This window comes from Kitasatospora sp. NPDC059599 (assembly GCF_042735125.1).
Classification (GTDB): domain Bacteria; phylum Actinomycetota; class Actinomycetes; order Streptomycetales; family Streptomycetaceae; genus Kitasatospora.
The window spans coordinates 62,056-78,538 of sequence record NZ_JBHWCL010000010.1 but is presented as its reverse complement, the minus strand read 5'-3'; the positions used below and the strand labels follow the sequence as shown (position 1 = coordinate 78,538).

The 16,483-nt window shown below is 76.1% G+C and carries 9 protein-coding genes; 3 read left to right on the top strand and 6 right to left on the bottom strand.

Annotated features, from left to right (window positions below):
• Positions 1-69: 69 nt before the first annotated feature.
• The 4 genes from ACFV04_RS05930 to ACFV04_RS05915 are packed head-to-tail and all read right to left on the bottom strand — an operon-like array spanning position 70 to position 7,512.
• Positions 70-1,464: a family 16 glycosylhydrolase gene (locus ACFV04_RS05930; RefSeq protein WP_380527079.1), complete on the bottom strand. Its 1,395-nt coding sequence runs from the start codon at positions 1,462-1,464 to the stop codon at positions 70-72.
• The gene (locus ACFV04_RS05925) at positions 1,461-3,404 is read right to left on the bottom strand and encodes a glycosyltransferase (RefSeq protein ID WP_380342261.1); all 1,944 of its coding nucleotides are present in this window, start codon (positions 3,402-3,404) and stop codon (positions 1,461-1,463) included. Before ACFV04_RS05925 ends, ACFV04_RS05930 begins: the two co-directional genes overlap by 4 nt.
• Positions 3,383-4,570, bottom strand: coding sequence for a phosphotransferase family protein (locus tag ACFV04_RS05920; protein WP_380342264.1), 1,188 nt, complete (start codon positions 4,568-4,570; stop codon positions 3,383-3,385). The genes ACFV04_RS05925 and ACFV04_RS05920 overlap by 22 nt, the downstream gene beginning before the upstream one ends.
• Positions 4,567-7,512 carry an HAD family hydrolase gene (locus ACFV04_RS05915; protein ID WP_380527077.1) on the bottom strand — a complete coding sequence of 982 codons (2,946 nt, stop codon included), beginning with the start codon at positions 7,510-7,512 and terminating at the stop codon, positions 4,567-4,569. The genes ACFV04_RS05920 and ACFV04_RS05915 overlap by 4 nt, the downstream gene beginning before the upstream one ends.
• Before the next feature lie 596 nt (positions 7,513-8,108).
• Here ACFV04_RS05915 and ACFV04_RS05910 point away from each other — a divergent pair.
• Complete coding sequence (locus ACFV04_RS05910) at positions 8,109-11,279, top strand: hypothetical protein (RefSeq protein WP_380527075.1); 3,171 nt, start codon at positions 8,109-8,111, stop codon at positions 11,277-11,279.
• 99 nt (positions 11,280-11,378) lie between these two features.
• Here the strand turns inward: ACFV04_RS05910 and ACFV04_RS05905 are convergent, their stop codons facing one another.
• A complete protein-coding gene (locus ACFV04_RS05905; protein ID WP_380527073.1) occupies positions 11,379-12,701 on the bottom strand; it encodes a lipopolysaccharide biosynthesis protein in 1,323 nt (440 codons plus the stop codon).
• Between the two features lie 206 nt (positions 12,702-12,907).
• Here ACFV04_RS05905 and ACFV04_RS05900 point away from each other — a divergent pair, with 206 nt between their 5' ends.
• Positions 12,908-13,972 (top strand): GNAT family N-acetyltransferase, encoded by a 1,065-nt coding sequence (locus ACFV04_RS05900; protein WP_380527071.1) that lies wholly within the window; start codon positions 12,908-12,910, stop codon positions 13,970-13,972.
• Between the two features lie 102 nt (positions 13,973-14,074).
• Here the strand turns inward: ACFV04_RS05900 and ribA are convergent, their stop codons facing one another.
• Positions 14,075-14,704 (bottom strand): GTP cyclohydrolase II, encoded by a 630-nt coding sequence (gene ribA, locus ACFV04_RS05895; protein WP_380527069.1) that lies wholly within the window; start codon positions 14,702-14,704, stop codon positions 14,075-14,077.
• Between the two features lie 290 nt (positions 14,705-14,994).
• On the opposite strand from ribA, the gene gdhA reads away from it, so the two are divergent.
• Entirely contained in the window at positions 14,995-16,389 is a 1,395-nt protein-coding gene (gdhA, locus tag ACFV04_RS05890) for an NADP-specific glutamate dehydrogenase (protein WP_380527117.1), read from the top strand.
• Positions 16,390-16,483: the final 94 nt, after the last annotated feature.

Sequence of the window (16,483 nt, the reverse complement as noted above, 5' to 3'; positions counted from 1 at the left end):
GCAGTTCCCGACCCGCCGGTTCCCGACCCGCCGGTTCCCGAGCGGGGTCAGCGCTGCCGGGGCGGGGGATCAGTGCTGCCAGACCCGGACCCAGTCCACCGTCATGCGGGCCGAGTCGACGTTCTGCGGCGGTGCACTCGGGTACCCGACGGCCAGGTCGAGCAGCACCTCCATCGGCACGTGCGGGATCTTCTCCGGCTCCGTCACCCGGTAGCGCTGCACGCCGTCGACGTACCAGGTGAGCGAGTCGCTCTCCCAGTCGAGCGCGAACACGTGGTAGTCCGCCGGGAAGTCCTGCGGGCCGTAGCGCTCCCACTGGTCCTTGTCCTCGCCGTTCGGCCCGGTGAAGTGCACGGTCATCTGGACGTACTGGGTGGTGGAGATGAACTCCGCGATGTCGACCTCCGGCGGGGTGGTACGGGATTCGGGTAGGAGCCAGAACGCGGGGAACATGCCCTCCTCGGGGGGAATGCGCACGGCGGCGGCGAAGTACCCGTAGGTGAAGGTGTGCCGGGGCTGCGCGTTCCAGGAGTCCCGGCCGGTGGAGACCATGCCGGAGGTCCACGGGTAGGTCTTGCCGTCGCTGCCCTTGGTGGCCGACCGGTTCGCGGTCAGCGTCAGCCTGCCGTCGTCCACCGTGGCCTGTTGCGGGCGGTACCACTCCAGCTCGTGGTTGCCGGCGTTGGTGCAACCGTCCTGGTTCCAGTCGTAGCAGGTGGTCCAGTTCGAGCGGTTGAGCCGGTCGCCGTCGAACACGTCCTGGAAGGCCAGGTGCCAGGAACCGGGGGCATTGCCCGCACCGGCGCTCCCCGGGGCCGACGGTGACGCGGCGCCGCCCCCGCCGCCCGCTGTGCACCCGGCGACCAGCAGCAGACCCGCCAGCGCGGCCCCGCTCGCCCCGCGCCGCCGTCGCCGGTCGGCGCGCCGAGCGGTGCCCGCCCGGCGACCGTCCGCCCTGTCGTCGTTCTCCTCCCCACCGTTCTCCGCCCCGCCGTCGTTGGTCCCGCCGTCGCTCTCCCCGCCGTCGCCGTTCTCCCCGGCCTCGTCCGGCTCCGGGGCACGCGGGTCGCCGCCCGGGGGTGGAGCGTCCGGACCTCGGCCGCGGGGGAGGCACAGCGGCAGTGCCAGCAGCGTGGTGGCGCCGGCCACCGCGGCCAGCGCCCAGCCGCTGATGAACCCGCCGGTCAGGAAGAAGGCCACGGTGATCACCGTGTCGATGGCCAGGCTCAGGGCCACCACCATCACCCAGGACTCCAGTCGCCCCATCGGCGCGCCGCTCGCGGCCAGCCGCGGCCGGGCCGACCGTACGGCCGCCAGCCCCGGGCAGCAGAGCAGGAACACGGTGGCCACGGCCACCCGGACGGGGTTGGCGTCGGCCAGCGCGAAGACGGCGAGCGCCACCCAGCCGGAGGCGGCCAGGGCCCAGCCGAGCCGGAAGTCGGTGGTGGACGGGTTGCTGTTCACGGGCCGCCTCCCGGCCGGAGGGAGGACTGCGCGGGCGGCTGGCCGACCGGTGCGGCGGCCGGTGCGGCGGATGGGGTGACCTGGCCGGGCAGCGGGTTGGGGATGAACCGGTAGACCACGGCGTCGGCGTTCCGGTAGACGAGTTCGAAGCCCGGGGTCCGGGAGACCGCGTCGGACAGCCGGTCCACCGTGTCCGCCGGCAGCACGCCGGTCAGCGAGGTCTCGGCGGTCTGTGCCCGGTTCAGGATCAGGTACGCGGGTACCCCCGGATGGGTGAAGCTGACCGCGGCCTCCAGCCCGTCCAGCGGATCCTTCGTCAACAGCTTCCGGGTCGGTTCGCTCGTCTCGGCCAGCCGCACCTGGGGGTGGTCCTCGTAGTGGCCGTAGATCCCCGGCACGCTCCCGGTCACGGACACCACCACCGAGTACGGTGGCGCCGCCGCGAACAGCTGCTGCGTCGCAGCGACCTCGGCGCCGGTGTACCGGTTCATCCGCTCCTTGCTGTCGTAGCCGAAGAACAGCCCGCCCAGCAGGGCCAGCAGCAGGACCAGCGAGCAGGCCGAGCGCAGCCGTGGCCGCGGCGTGGGCCGCAGGACGAGCGCGGCCACCAGGAACGCGGTGGCGGGCAGCGCGAACAGGTAGGTGCGGAAGAGCATCTCGCCGCCGTAGCTGTTGGCAGCCAGCAGCGGCAGCGGGGCCAGCGCGAGCCAGGGCACCGGGGTGCGCCGGACCCAGGGGCGGCGGATGACGGCGATCACCGCCAGCAGGACCACGGTGGCCGACAGCCCCCGGTCGATCCAGTCGACCATCATCTGGTCCGCCGAGGCGATCCCGAGGTTGGCGAACCCGGAGGTGATGTTGGAGTCCGGCGTGGTGAGCGCCCGGACGAACTGGCCGAGGTTGGCGGCCAGGTACGGCCGTGCCACCGTGGCATCCCACACCGCCGTCATCGCGACCGCGGCCAGCAGTGGGGGCAGGACCACCCTGCGGTTGCGGCGCGGCACCGCCAGTACGGCCAGCGAGCTGATCAGCATCAGCGGGGTGAGCTGGTGCGAGCAGACGATCGCGGCCTCCAGCACCAGGACCATCGGCAGCCGCAGCGGCCCCCACCCGCCGGCCGCGCCGCTGCCCGCCGCGGGCGCCGCGGACCGGTGAGCCCCGCCCGGCGGCGCCCGGCCTGGCGCGCGCGCGACGTTCCGGTCGGGCAGCCGACGGACCACCGAGGCGATCACCGTGACGTACAGCACCAGCGCGAAGGCCTGTGGGGAGAAGTAGTCCTGGCCCACCCAGGAACAGGAGAAGTAGATCCAGACGGCGCCCCACACCAGCGTCCGGTCGGAGCTGATCGTCCGGTAGAGCAGCAGCAGTGGGGCGAGCAGCAGCGCGTTGAACAGCGGGGGTCCCCAGCTCGCGTACCCGAGCGCCGAGTGCAGGCCGGTGACCCGCAGCAGCAGGCCGTTCAGGACGAAGAACCCGGGCCACTGGTTGTACGGGTCCAGCAGGCCGGCGTGCGGCACCGCCCCGCCGTGGCGCAGCATCGCCTCGATCACCGCGACGTGCTTCCAGGCCCAGGAGTAGCGCAGGTTGGCGTAGAGAAGGGTCGGCGTGGCGTGGACGACCGCGATCAGGGCCAGGACGTAGGCGGCGAGCCACCACTGGCGGAGTCTGCGGATCCGCAGGGCGAGCACGAAGCCGGCGGTCAGCAGGCCCGCCGCGACCCAGTACAGGACGGGGAGCACCTGCAGCAGGCCGAGGTCGCCCATCCGGTCCAGGTCGACGCTGCGCAGTGACAGCAGCCACAGCAACAGCGAGACCGGTAGCAGGGCGCGTGCCGTCAGCGCGGGCAGCCGCGCCGTCCACCCGGGGCGGCGGTGCGTCGTCCCGTCGGACGGGCGGGTCCGGGACGCCGACAGCGGCGTCACGACCGGGTCGCCGGCCATGTGGCTGCCTCCTCCAGGAGCGGGGTCACGTTGCGGGTCACCCACCAGTGGCTGCGCGCGTAGCGGGGGGCCTTGGTCACGTTCGACACGATGTGCCACAGCCAGGTCAGCAGCGGCAGCACGGCGCCGTCCGGGGGTCCGGCCGGGCCGTCCCGGCGCAGGTCCACCAGGTCGGCGCGGGTGCGGTCGAGCAGGGCGAGGTCCGGTCCGGGCAGTGCGCCGCGGCGCACCATCTCCCGTACGGTGCTGCCGAGCTGGCGGCGCTCGCGGCGGCAGGTCAGGGCGATCACGAAGGTGTAGGCGTCGATGGCGCAGGGGCCGTCCGGCCGGGCGCCGCCCCAGTCGATCACGCCGGTGACCCGGCCGGTCGGCTCGTCGAGCAGCACGTTCCCGGGGTGGAAGTCGCCATGGGTCCAGGCGACGGTGGTCTCGGCGCCGGCCAGTCCGGCGCGCAGCCGGGCGCGCACGCGCGCCAGCCCGACGGCGCCGGTCCCGGTGCGGCACCAGGGGATGCCGGCGCGGAGCGCGTCCAGCGGCTCGTCGACCCAGGCCACCAGCCGGCCGGTGGCGGTCTCGGTGCGCCCGGTGGCCCGGTGCAGTCCGGCGATGGTGGTGAGCGCGTGCTCGGCGACGGTCCGGTCCGGGCCCGGGCCGGTGGGCAGCAGCCGGTCGGCGGTGGTGCCGGGCAGCCAGGTCTCGGTGATCAGCGGCAGCGGGCCGGTCAGGGCCCGGCGGACGGGTGCGGGGACGAGGGCGCGCCAGCTGCCGAGCCGCTCGTCGGCGGCGAGCGCCTCCAGCACCCGCCACTCGTGGTCGAGCGAGGTGACGGCCGGGCCGGTGCGGGCGTGCTTGACCGCCAGCCGGTCCCGGCCCGGGGCGTCGAGGGAGAGCACCAGGACGTCGGTCAGCCCGGGGGGCCCGGGCCGCAGCGTGTGGGTGCCGTCCAGTTCCAGTCGGCGGGCGATCCGGCGGGCCTTCAGCCGGTCGGCCGGGCCGTAGACCAGCAGCGGACGGCGCAGCGGCAGCAGGGCCCGCGGGGAGAGCGGCAGCCGGGCGGGCCGCCGCCGCAGCGGCGCGTACCGGTGGAGGGCGGGCGGCAGCAGGGACCGGACCCGGGTGCCGTGCGGCCCGGGGGTGCGGTCCGGCCTCTGCGCCGCCGGGCTCATCTGCCCGGGCCCCGGTGGGTCGGTGCGGCCGCCACGCTGCGCGCGGCCTGTCCGGCGAGCCGGGCGAGGCGCAGCGGCGCACCCGCCCGGCCGGCCTCCGGGACCGCGAGGAGGGCCAGCAGCGCGCGGGCGTCGGCGGGCGGCCGCGGCGCCCGGCAGCGCGAGCAGCCGCCCGGGCGGTGCCCGATCAGCCGCCCCACGGCGTCGGCGAGCCCGGCCTGGTAGGCGTGGCGGGCCACCGGGACGCCGGCCACCCTGACCGGCGGTTCGGCGTTCGCCGGGGCGGCGGCGGTCGCGGCCCAGCCGAGCAGGTCCACGTCGGCGACGCCGTCGCCGACGGCCAGGGCGGGCGGGCCGTCGGCGCCGAGCCGGGCCAGCAGGGCGCGGGTCCCGGCGAGCTTCCCGGTGCCGTGCGGGACGAAGTCGGTCTGGGCCCGGCCCGGGACGGTGGTGAAGAGCTCGCCGAACGGCGCCTCGCGGAGGAGGGCGGCGACGGTCTCCGGGGCCAGGGCGCGGCGTCGGCCGTCCCGCGGCGCGCGGACGGAGGCGCGGACGCACCAGCGGGCGAGCGGGTCGGTGACGGCGGGCGGCTCCAGGGCGGCCAGCCGGCCGCGCAGCCCGCCGTCACCGGCCCGGCGGCGCCCGTCGTCCAGCAGGACCTCGGTGCCGCCGGTCGCCGCGTCGACCAGGACCGCCCCGTACTCGGCGACCCCGCCGGGCAGCCGGTAGGCGGCGCAGCGGTCCGCGACCTCGGGGGCGGAGCGTCCGGTGGCGACCACCGTGCGGTAGCCGTGGGCGCGCAGGGCGCGCAGCGCCAGCATGCCGGCGGGGGAGGAGGCGGGGAAGCCGAGGACGTCGGACTCCAGGACGCCGTCCACGTCGAGGACGCAACAGGGGCCGTGGGGCTCCTCGACCAGGTCCGCGAGGTAGACGCCGGCGAGGAAGCGCTGCACCGCCCGGGCCTGGGCCCGCCGGGCTTCGGCGCGGGTGCGTTCGGTGGGTTCCAGCCCGTCCTGGAGGGCGGTGTGCCGGGCCTGGACGAGCCGCAGCAGGCACCACCGCGCGGCGGAGACCTCCTCGCCGGTGGCGCGGCGGTACTCGGCGAGCAGCTCCGCGTCCTCGTCCGGCGGGGCCGGGACCAGGCCGTCGTCGGGGCCGCGCTCTGGGCCCTCGTCAGGGCCGCGCTCTGGGCCGTCGGCGGCGCCGGCCGCGCCGGCGAGGTCGTAGGCGGCGTCGTAGCTGGCGAGGTTGAGGTGGCCGAAGGCACCGTCGGCGTACGCGGTCTTGTGCCAGCCGCCGGCGCCGTCGGCCGTCCAGCGGTGACGCGCGGTCAGGCCGTCGGTCACGCAGGGGCGGTCGGAGGCCAGCAGGGCGCGGGTCAGCGGGTCGAGCAGGGCCGGGCGCAGCACGGTGTGCAGGCGCCCGAAGGCGGGCGCGAGCTGGCGGGCGGCGGCCTCCCAGACGGGGTCGCGCCCGGCCAGCCGCAGGCTCCGGTCGGCGGGGACGGCCAGCAGGCGCTGCCGGGCGGCCACGTACCGGGCGACCTCGGCGGGCGGGACGACCCGCCGGTCCGACGACCCGGCCGACGACCCGTTCGCCGCCCGGTCCGACGGCCCGTCGGCGGGTCCGTCCGCAGGTCCGCCGCCCGGGACGGCCGTCGGGAGGGCCCGGACGAGCACGCCGTCGGCGAAGCCGAGCGGACGCGGGACCAGACCGGCCAGCGCCCCGGCGACCGCGGGCGCGTACGCCCCGAAGTAGCCGACGCCGGTCCACTCGGCGAGCAGCGGCACGTCCTCCACCCCGCCGTCCACCCCGCCGTCCGGCCCGGCCGTGCGGGCATAGCAGACGACCGACAGGTGCGAGCGGCGGGAGAGCGGCCCCTGCGGGCCGACCGACAGGTCGAGCAGCTGTCGGCCGGGCGGCAGCACGGAGGGCAGCAGGGTGGTCAGCGCCCCGGGGGAGAGCAGCCTCCGCACGTGCCAGTCGCGGCCCGGCAGGACCACGCAGGGCAGGCCGTGCAGGGCCGGCGGCAGGGCGCCCGCGTCGTCGAGGGTCGCGAGGACCGGGACGACCGACGCCGGGTCGAAGCCGCCGCGGACCGCCTGCGCGGCGAGGCCCGCCAGGGACCCGCCGGTCACCGGCGGGTCGTCGACGAGCAGCAGCAGGCCGCCCCGGCGCCGCAGGTCGTGCACCACCGACATCCGTCCCGGCAGCAGCGCCGCGCCCGGACGCGTGGTGCCGACCGTCACCGCCCGGTGGCCGAGCCGGCGCAGCTGCGCCGCGAGCAGCGGCGCGAGGTAGCTGCCGGAGGTGCGCACGCCGAGGACCAGCACCGGGCGGTGGGGGTCCGGGTGGCGGGCGTCGACCAGCCGGGCCAGCGCGACGCAGTCCTGCGGGTGCTGGTCGAAGCTGCGGAAGCAGGCCGGGGGGCGCTGGACCGCCCCGGCGAGCAGCATGCGGGCGTCGGGCAACCGGGCCAACCCGGCCACCGCCGCGGCGAGTTCGGCGAGCAGGTCGGCGGCCGGGCCGGCGCCGTCGGGGCCGTCCGGTGCCGGATCCCCCGCCGGTGCGGCCTCCAGGAGGGCCCGCAGGGCCAGGCGGTCGCGCAGCGCTCCCGCCCGCCCGCACCACGCGTGCAGCCGGCGTGCGGGCGGCGCGGCCAGCCACAGTCCGGTCGCGGTCCGCAGCCCGGCCCGGGCCGCGCCGACCGCGCCGGGCCGGCCGCCCTTCGCCAGGTGCTCCACCAGTCGGCGGGGACGCCATGCGGTGCCCTCCAGCACGTCCTCGACGACCTGGACCAGCCCGGCGCTCAGCAGGAAGGCGTCCAGCCACTGTCCACCGGCGGCGCGTCCGAGCAGGCGGTCGGTCAGTTCCGGCACGGCCAGGTGCAGGTCCACCGGTGATCGTTCACCGTCGGCCGCCGCGGTCTGCGCATCGTTCATTCGTGGACTCCCGTGAGCTCCCGAAGGAGGGGACAGCGCCCGCGGAGCCGAGCAGCCGCTGTGCCTTCCCACTCTAGGCACCCGGCGTCCCGCCTGCTTCCCCAGCCGCGCGCGGGGCGTACGACGGCGCGTCGTGCCGGGGGAGACCCGCACCGGGGACGGGCCGCGCGCCCCCGGAGCCGTCGGCGCGGTGACCGCGGGCCCGGACCGGCCCCGGCTCGCCAGGGCCGGATCCGCGACGTACCGGGCCGGACCCGCGACGGCGACCGTCGGCGCGGCGACCGCGGGACCGGGGACCGGCACGGGCATCGGGCGCCTCCTCGTCGAGCCCCCCGTTCCGTCCAGCGTGCACCGGCCCGGCCGGGAACGACAGCCCTGATCCGTGTCCGCCCGGCCGCGCTGCGTGCCCGCCCGGCGCCGCGCGGCACCGCCGGGCGCCGGCGCCGCGGTGTCCGCGGGCGGCCCGGGCCCAGGGCGGCGGGGTGGGTAACGTCTTGGCCACGGGCCGGTCCGAAACCGGTCGAACTCGGCGACCTCCGTCAGCCGCCTGCGACATGATGATGCGTCAAGGTGTCGGCTGGAAGGGGAGCGACAGGATGGCCGACGGGGTGCCGACGGGCTCGGAACCGCGCACGCGGGTGGACCGGCGGCCCTGGGGCCGCCCGGAGGACACCCCGACCGGCGGTCCGCCCTCCAGGCTCAAGCGGTTCCGCGCCCACCCGGACGCGCCGACCAGGGTCGTCCCGCCGCCGCGCGACGCCACCCCGAGCACCGTCACCCGCCGTCCGGCGCCCGCCCGCGGCGGCCACTTCGGCGGCGCCTTCCCGGCCGCCCTGCTGAACCGGTACGAGCCCTACGAGGTCGCCGGTTCGGGCACCGAGGGCACCGTCTGGCACGTCCGGCGCACGGACGGCGGCGGGGACGCCGCCGTGAAGGTGGCGCGGGCGGGCCAGGCCATGGACGCCGAACTGCTGCGGCACCTGCGTACCGAGGCGTACCGGCGGCACGTCCCCGAGATCATCGACTTCGGCCGGGTCGAGCACGCCGGGACGGAGTGCGCCTGGGTGGCGATGGAGTACCTGCCGGTCACCCTCGCCGACCACATCGCCGCCCTGCACCGCGAGGGCCGGCACACCGACCCGCGCGAGACCGACCGGATCATCCGCGAGCTCGTCGCCATGCTCGACTTCTGGCAGCGGCGGATCCAGCGCAACCCGGTGGACTTCAAGCCCTCCAACGTCCTGGTGCGCCCCGGCGGCGGCCCCGGGGAGTTCGTGATCTCGGACTTCGGCGGCGTCGCCCGCCTCACCGCCAGCCGGAGCTTCTCGCCCGAGATGCAGGTCACCATCGCCTACATGGCCCCCGAGCAGCTCGCCGGGGCCAACCATCCGGCCGGACCGTGGTGGGGCCTGGGCAACGTGCTGTACGAGCTGTTCTCCGGCCGCCCGCACTACCTGGACGCGGAAGGCCTCCTGGTCAGCGACGAGGTGCTGCAGTACGACCTGGTCTTCGGGGAGCAGGCGGACCTCTCCGCCGTCACCGACCCGCGCCGGCTCATGCTGCTCCAGGGCCTGCTGACCAGGAACCCCGCCCACCGCTGGAAGGCCGAGCAGGTCACCGGCTGGCTGGACGGCGCCAGCCCCGCCGTCGTGCGCCCCCAGGGCGCGGCCGCCGGCGCCGTGGGCGGCTACGCCCACCGGCCCGTCACCTTCCTGGGGGACCCGTACCACGCCCCCTCCGTGCTCGCCTGGACCATGCTGAACCGCTCCGGGGAGGCCGCGGAGTGGCTCGTCGACGGCGGCGCGCAGCAGCTGCTGGCCTGGCTGCGCGACGAGGTCAGGGACACCCTGTTCGACCTGCACTACCTCCGGGCCGTCGACATCGCCCGGGGCACCCGGCGGGCCGACGCGGCCGCGCTCGCCGTCCTCGCCTTCGGCGCCGCGTTCGCACCCTCGGCCACCCCGGTCCACCGCGAGCGCCCGATCGACTCGGCCGGCCTCACCCGGATCGCCGCCGCGCCGGACGCCGTCGCCGTCATCGACGAACTGCTCGCCGCCTCGGTGCACACCGTCGCCGCCCGCTACGACTGCGACCACCCGGAGTGCCACGGCGAGCACTGCGGGCGGCTGCTGGCGCTCGCCCGCGTGCCGGAGGTGGTGGCCGACACCGACCGGGTCGCCCGGGAACTCGGCGGCGGCCGGCGGACCGGGGACGGGCTGAGCGTCGAGGAACGGGCCGAGTCCTACCGGCTGGCGGTCTGGCTGACCGTCCAGCCCGAGGAGCACACCCGGCTGCTGGGCCGCCTGTCGCCGCTGCCCACCGCACTGCACCGGCTGCCGCTGCCCGTGCGGGTGTCCGCCGTCCTGGCCCTGGTGGCGGCGGTCGTGGCGGACGTCGCGCTGGTCGCCTGGGCCTGGGCCAGGGCCAGGGCCGCGACGGGCCGCGGGACGGCGGACGGGGTGCGGCGCCGCTGGTCGGCGCTGCGCCGCCGCGCGGTGTGCGCCACCCCCGGGACGGTGGCGGGCTGCGCCACCCTGGTCGCCGCCGAGGCGCTGCGGACCAGGTGCGCCGCCGTCGCGGAGGACGCGCCCGAGCGGACGGACGGCCGGGACGGCCCGGGACCGGCCGCGCGGCGCCTGCGGGCGTACCTGGCCCCCCGGGCCCGGATCTGGTGGGCGAACGCCAGGACCGCCCTGCCCCGCCAGGCGGCCGCGGCCCTGCTGGTGCTGGTGGGCCTGGCGCTGGTGCTCTGGGCCGGCGCGCTCGCGAGGATCAGCGTCGACGCCGGCAACGCGCTCGCGGTCCTGCCGAACGGCGTGTTCGGTGACCGGCTGCGCACCGCCGGGGAGCTGGCGGCCCGGTCGGTGGCGCCGCAGCTGGGAGCGGCCGCGGCGGCCGCCGTCATCCTGGTGGTGTTCCCCGCCCGGGTCGGCCGGGGGACGCTGGCCCTGGCCGCGGCTGCGGCCGGGGCGATCGGGTACCTGCGGCTGGGGCCGCCGATGACGGTGCTCAAGCCGCCGCCCGCCGTGGTCGACCGGGTGGTGGTGTTCGAGGGCGGCATGGGCAGCTGGGCCGGGGTGGCGGCGGCCGTCGGGGTCGTCGTGGCCGTGGTGTTGACGGAGCGGGCCGCCCGGTTGACGGGGACGGTCCACGAGGCCCGGATCCGGACCGCCGAGCAGTGGCGGTGCCTGACCCGGCCTGCCGGAGCCGGAGCCGGGGCCGGGGCCGCGGGTGGCAGGGCCGGCGAGACCGGCCGGGGCGGAACCGGCCAGGGCGGCAGCAGCCGGAGCGGTCCGGCACCGGTCGCGCGGGCCTGGAGCCCGGGCGGCGCCGGCACGCGCGAACGCGTCCGTTTCGCACTCGGCTGCACCTTCGTGCTGGTGGTCCTGCTGGGGGCCACCGTCGAGGTGCGGCTGGCCGCCACCGGGCACCACCCGACCCCGGAGTCCTGGGGGACCGGCCTGGTCGGCGCCGACTACCAGACCGGCTTCACCGTGCTGCTCGCCGCCGTGTCGTTCGCCGGCACGCTGGCAGGGCCCCGTACGGCGCGCCGGCTGTTCACCCTCTGGCTGCTCGGCACCATGCTGCTCGGCGCCCTGCCGCCGCCGCTCGGGCCGATGGAGGCGTTGCGCATTCCGGTGGCCGGGCCGCTCTACCGCGGCATCGCCGGGTTCTGGGGCCACAGCGCCTTCTGGGCCGCCGTCCTGATCGCCCTTCCCCTGGTGTGCCTCGGTATCCAGCGCACGGTGCTGCGCGCCGGCCGCTGACACGCGACCGGGGAGCGGCCGCACCGCTCCCCGGTCCCGGCACCCCGGTCGTCGCCGCAGGCGGACATCCCGGTCACCGCGGCGGGGCGGGCAGCCCGGTCACCGCGGCGGGGCGGGCAGCCACCAGGACCGGCGCCACAGCAGCACGGCCGCCACGAGGGTCTGGCCGATGAGCCAGGCCGCGCCTGCGCCGGTGATGCCGAGCACCGGCAGCAGCAGCGCGGTCAGCGCCAGCACGACGGTCGAGAGCCCGGCGAGCACGCCCACCACGACGCCCATCCGGCGCCGGGCCCGGGACAGTGCGACGACGGTGGTGTTCAGCAGGTTCGGCAGCGCGGACAGGGCGAGCAGCCACAGGACGACCGTCCCGTGGTCGGCGTAGTCGCGGCCGAACAGGCGCAGCGCCAGCGGCGCGACCGCGATCAGCAGCACGACCGCCGCGACGAGTACGCGGCCGGAGTGCCGCAGCACCCGCCGGTAGTCGTCCAGTCTGCTGATGTCCCGGGCGGACTCCACGACCAGCGAGTAGCCCATGTTGGAGCTGAAGCAGTACAGCGCGAACGGCACCATCCAGGCCAGCGAGAAGTACGCGCTGTCGGCGGCGCCGAGGCGGTTGAGCACCATCACGGGGGGCAGGTTGACCGCCGCCAGCCAGCAAATCGCGCCCGCGTAGTCCGCGGCGAGGTAGCCGAAGGTCGGTGCCGAGGTGTCCGCGCGGGCCTTCGGCGGGGTCCGTTCGTGCCGGGGCACGGCGCGGCCGAAGACGAAGGTGTTCGTCACGGCGACGGCGAGCGCGATCCCGATCATCCAGGAGACGAGGATCCCGTTCTGCGCGCCGACGGCGGCGAACAGGACCAGCAGCCCGATCTTCTCGACCGAGAAGAGCCCGTTCTCCAGGGCCACCCAGTCCGCCCGCCGGAGGCCGGTGAGGACGCCGTCCTGCAGGTTGAAGACGGCGTAGCCGGCGGTGGCCAGGACGAAGGCCGGGCCCAGGACCCAGCTGTGCAGGAAGTCCAGCCCCGGCGAGAGCACGGGGATCAGCATCACCAGCCCGGCGGCGAACACCAGGGTGAGCGTCGAGGCCGCGAGGTAGGCCAGCCCCACCAGCCGTCCGGTGCGCTTCCCGGCGGAGGGCACGAAGCGCACCATGGCGTTGGCGAGGTTCAGTTGGCCGATCCCGCCGAGGAACATCATCGCGGAGACGGCGGCGAAGTTCCGGCCGACGGTGGCCGGGTCGTACCAGTGGGCGGCCAGCGCCCAGTAGAGGGCGCCGAAGAGCGAGGTCAGGAGCGAACTGAGGGTCAGCACGTGCGCGTTGCGCAGCAACGGGTCGTAGCCCTTGGCGGAGTCGAGGAGTGCCCGGCCCCGCGTCCGCACCGACCGGAGGACGGCTGCGGACGTGCCGGCTCCGTTGTTCACCACCAGCAGCTCCCGTCCCCGGCCCACCCCGGTCCGGACGCGGCCCGCAGCCGGTACGGGCCGGCGTGCCCATCCTATGACCCGACCACGACCCGCCGCCCGGCCACGGTGGCGGGCACCCCCCCGTCGGGCGGGCGGGCGCCGGGGGGCGAACCTAGCCTGGGAGGCGGGGACCCCGGCGGACCGACCGGAGAGGAGTACGGCGCGCCATGCCCAGGACGCTTCCCGCCGGTGTCGAGGTGACCAGTCCGGCGCCGCGCGAGCTGTGGTGGGAGCTGATCGGCCGCGACGGCGGTGCGTTGGTCACGCAGACGCCGACCTGGCTCGACTGCCTCTGTGTGGCCTGGCCGTTGGAGGACGCGAGCAGGCTGTACCGGTTCGACGACGGCCGGCTGGTCCTCGTCCCGCTGGTCCGGCACCGCCGCCGGGCGACCCGGCTGCTGACGGAGGAGTCCTGGCCCGGTTGGGGTGTCGGGGGCCCCGTCGTGCCGGACGGCGCTCCGGACGCGCGGCAGGCCCGGATCGTCCTGGAGGACCTCGCGGCCCGGCCCGCCCTGCGGGTGGCGGTGCGGTTCGGTCCCCGGGCGGCCCCGGTCTGGGGCGAGGCCGTGCCGGGCGCCTTCGCGCCGGTCGACCGCACGACCTACCTGCTCGACCTGGAGGGCGGGTTCGAGGAGGTCTGGGCCCACCGCTTCCGCCAGCAGGTGCGCCGGGGCGTGCGGCGGGCCGAACGCGAGGAGGTCGAGGTGGAGGTGGACCGGAGCGGGCGGCTGGTGCCGCAGTTCCAGCGCCTCTACGACGAGTCGGTGGTCCGCTGGGCCGAGCAGCAGCACGAGCCGCTGGCCCTGGCCCGCCGGCGCCGTCGGCGGGAGGAGCCGCCGCGCCTGCTGGAGGCGGTCGCGGAGCGCTTCGGTACGTCCTGCGCGATCTGGCTGGCCAGGTGCGGCGGGGAGCCGGCCGCCGCGATCGTCGTGCTGCGGCACGGCACCCACACCAAGTACTGGCGCGGGGCCATGGACCGGCGCCTGGCGCACCCGGTCCATGCCAACCACCTGCTGCACCGGCTCGCCGTCGAGGACGCGTGCGCGGCCGGGAGCCGCCTCTACGACATGGGTGACGCCAGGCCCGATTCCTCGCTGGCGGGGTTCAAGCAGAGCTTCGGGGCGCGGCCGGTGGCGTCCCCGGCGTACTACCGCGAGCGGTTGCCGCTGACGGCGGCGGACCGCCGGCTGCGCGGTGCGGTCAAACGGGTCATCGGGTTCCGGGACGCCTGACCCGCCGACTCGCTGGACCGACCCGCCGACTCGCCTGAGGACCGGCCAACGCGCCTGACCGACCCGCCGGACCGGGCCCGGTCGCCCGGCGGCCGGTGCCGCTCAGCCGACCAGCCGGGAGAGCTCGATCGAGTGTCCCGTCCGCTCCACCTTCGCCGTCAGGTAGCGGACGTTGCTCGCCGACAGGTGCACGCCCGTCGGCACCCGGTGCCGCACGGTGATCCCGAGGTCGGCCAACTGCGCCGCCTTGTCGGGGTTGTTGCTCAGCAGGTCGATGTCGGTGGTGCCGAGGGCGGCGAGCATCTGGGCGGCGGCGGTGTAGTCCCGGCCGTCCTCGGGCAGGCCGAGGGCGGTGTTGGCGTCGTACGTGTCCAGCCCGGAGTCCTGCAGGGCGTACGCGTCGAGCTTGTTGTAGAGCCCGATGCCCCGGCCCTCCTGCCGCAGGTAGAGCAGGTACCCGCCGGCCTCGCTGATCCGCTCCACCGACTCGCGCAGCTGGGGTCCGCAGTCGCAGCGGTCCGAGCCGAAGACGTCGCCGGTGAGGCATTCGGAGTGCAGCCGCACGAGCGGCGTCCCGCCCTCGGGGACCGTGCCGAGCGCGAGGGCCAGGTGCTCGGCGCCGTCGGTGAGTCCGTGGAAGGTGAAGACCTCCGCCTCGGCGCGGTAGCCGTCGGGGAAGGTCAGCGGGATGCGCACGCGGGAGCGCACCGTGGCGGGGCCGGGTCGGGGCATGGGCGGGCCTTCGTCGATCGTGGGTGGACCGGGGCGGATCGGGTCCGGGTGGACCGGGTGTCGACCGTACTCGGTTGTTCCAATTTGAACAACTGGGTCGCCCGATGTCCGACGCGACCCCGGTGGCGCACAACACCCCGCCAGTCCCGCCTGTTCCCGCCCGATGTACCAGCATGTGGAAGGGGAACGGTCCGGGGTGTCGACACTGCGGGACTTCGTCCCGTTTCCTGGGCACGGGAACGCCCCGCGCACGACCACCGACGACCACGGAAGGTCCTGATCAGATGCCCATGAGCCGCCCCGACGCCACTCCCGAGAGCTCGACCGGGCCCCGCTTCGACGCCGAACAGCGCGCCGTCGAGGCCCTCTTCGCGGACGTGGTCCGCCGCAACAAGGGCGAGTCGGAGTTCCACCAGGCCGTCCACGAGGTGCTGGAGACCCTGGCCCCGGTGCTCGCCCACCGCCCCGAACTCCTCGACGCCCGGATCATCGAGCGGATCTGCGAGCCGGAGCGGCAGTTGATGTTCCGGGTGCCGTGGACGGACGACGCCGGCGACGTCCACGTCAACCGCGGCTTCCGGGTGGAGTTCAGCAGCGCCCTCGGCCCCTACAAGGGCGGGCTGCGCTTCCACCCCTCGGTCGACCTCGGCATCGTCAAGTTCCTCGGCTTCGAGCAGATCTTCAAGAACGCGCTCACCGGGCTGTCGATCGGCGGCGGCAAGGGCGGCTCCGACTTCGACCCCAAGGGCCGTTCGGACGCCGAGGTCATGAGGTTCTGTCAGTCGTTCATGACCGAGCTCCACCGCCACCTCGGCGAGCACACCGACGTGCCGGCCGGGGACATCGGCGTCGGCGGCCGCGAGATCGGCTACCTCTTCGGCCAGTACAAGCGGATCACCAACCGCTACGAGGCCGGCGTCCTCACCGGCAAGGGCCTCGGCTGGGGCGGCGCTCAGGTCAGGACCGAGGCCACCGGCTACGGCTGCGTGCTGTTCACCGCCGAGATGCTGCACAGCCGCGGCGACGGCCTGGACGGCCGCCGGGTGGTCGTCTCCGGCTCCGGCAACGTCGCGCTGTACGCGATCGAGAAGGCGCAGCAGCTCGGCGCGACGGTGCTCACCGCCTCCGACTCCTCCGGCTACGTGGTGGACGAGAAGGGCATCGACCTCGCCCTGCTCAAGGAGGTCAAGGAGGTCCGGCGCGGCCGGATCTCCGAGTACGCCGAACTGCGCGGCAGTCACGTCAAGTTCATCGAGGGGCCGGGGGTGTGGAGCGTGCCCTGCGAGGTCGCGCTGCCCTGCGCCACCCAGAACGAGCTGACCGGGGCCGACGCGCTCGCCCTGGTCCGGAACGGGGTGCTCGCGGTCGCCGAGGGCGCCAACATGCCCACCACCCCGGAGGCGGTGCGGGTGTTCCAGGAGGCCCGGGTGGCCTTCGGGCCGGGCAAGGCGGCGAACGCGGGCGGTGTCGCGACCAGTGCGCTGGAGATGCAGCAGAACGCCTCCCGCGACTCCTGGACCTTCCGGCACACCGAGGAGCGGCTGGCCGGGATCATGAAGCACATCCACGACTCCTGCTTCGCCACCGCCGAGCGCTACGGCTGGCCCGGCGACTACGTGGTGGGCGCCAACATCGCGGGCTTCGAGCTGGTCGCGGACGCGATGCTGGCCCAGGGCCTGGTCTGATCCCCGGCGGCCGGCCCGATCCCCGGCGACCCGGTCCGATCCCCGGCGCCGGGGACCCCGGCGATCGGCACCCGACCGCAGCGGGCACCGATCG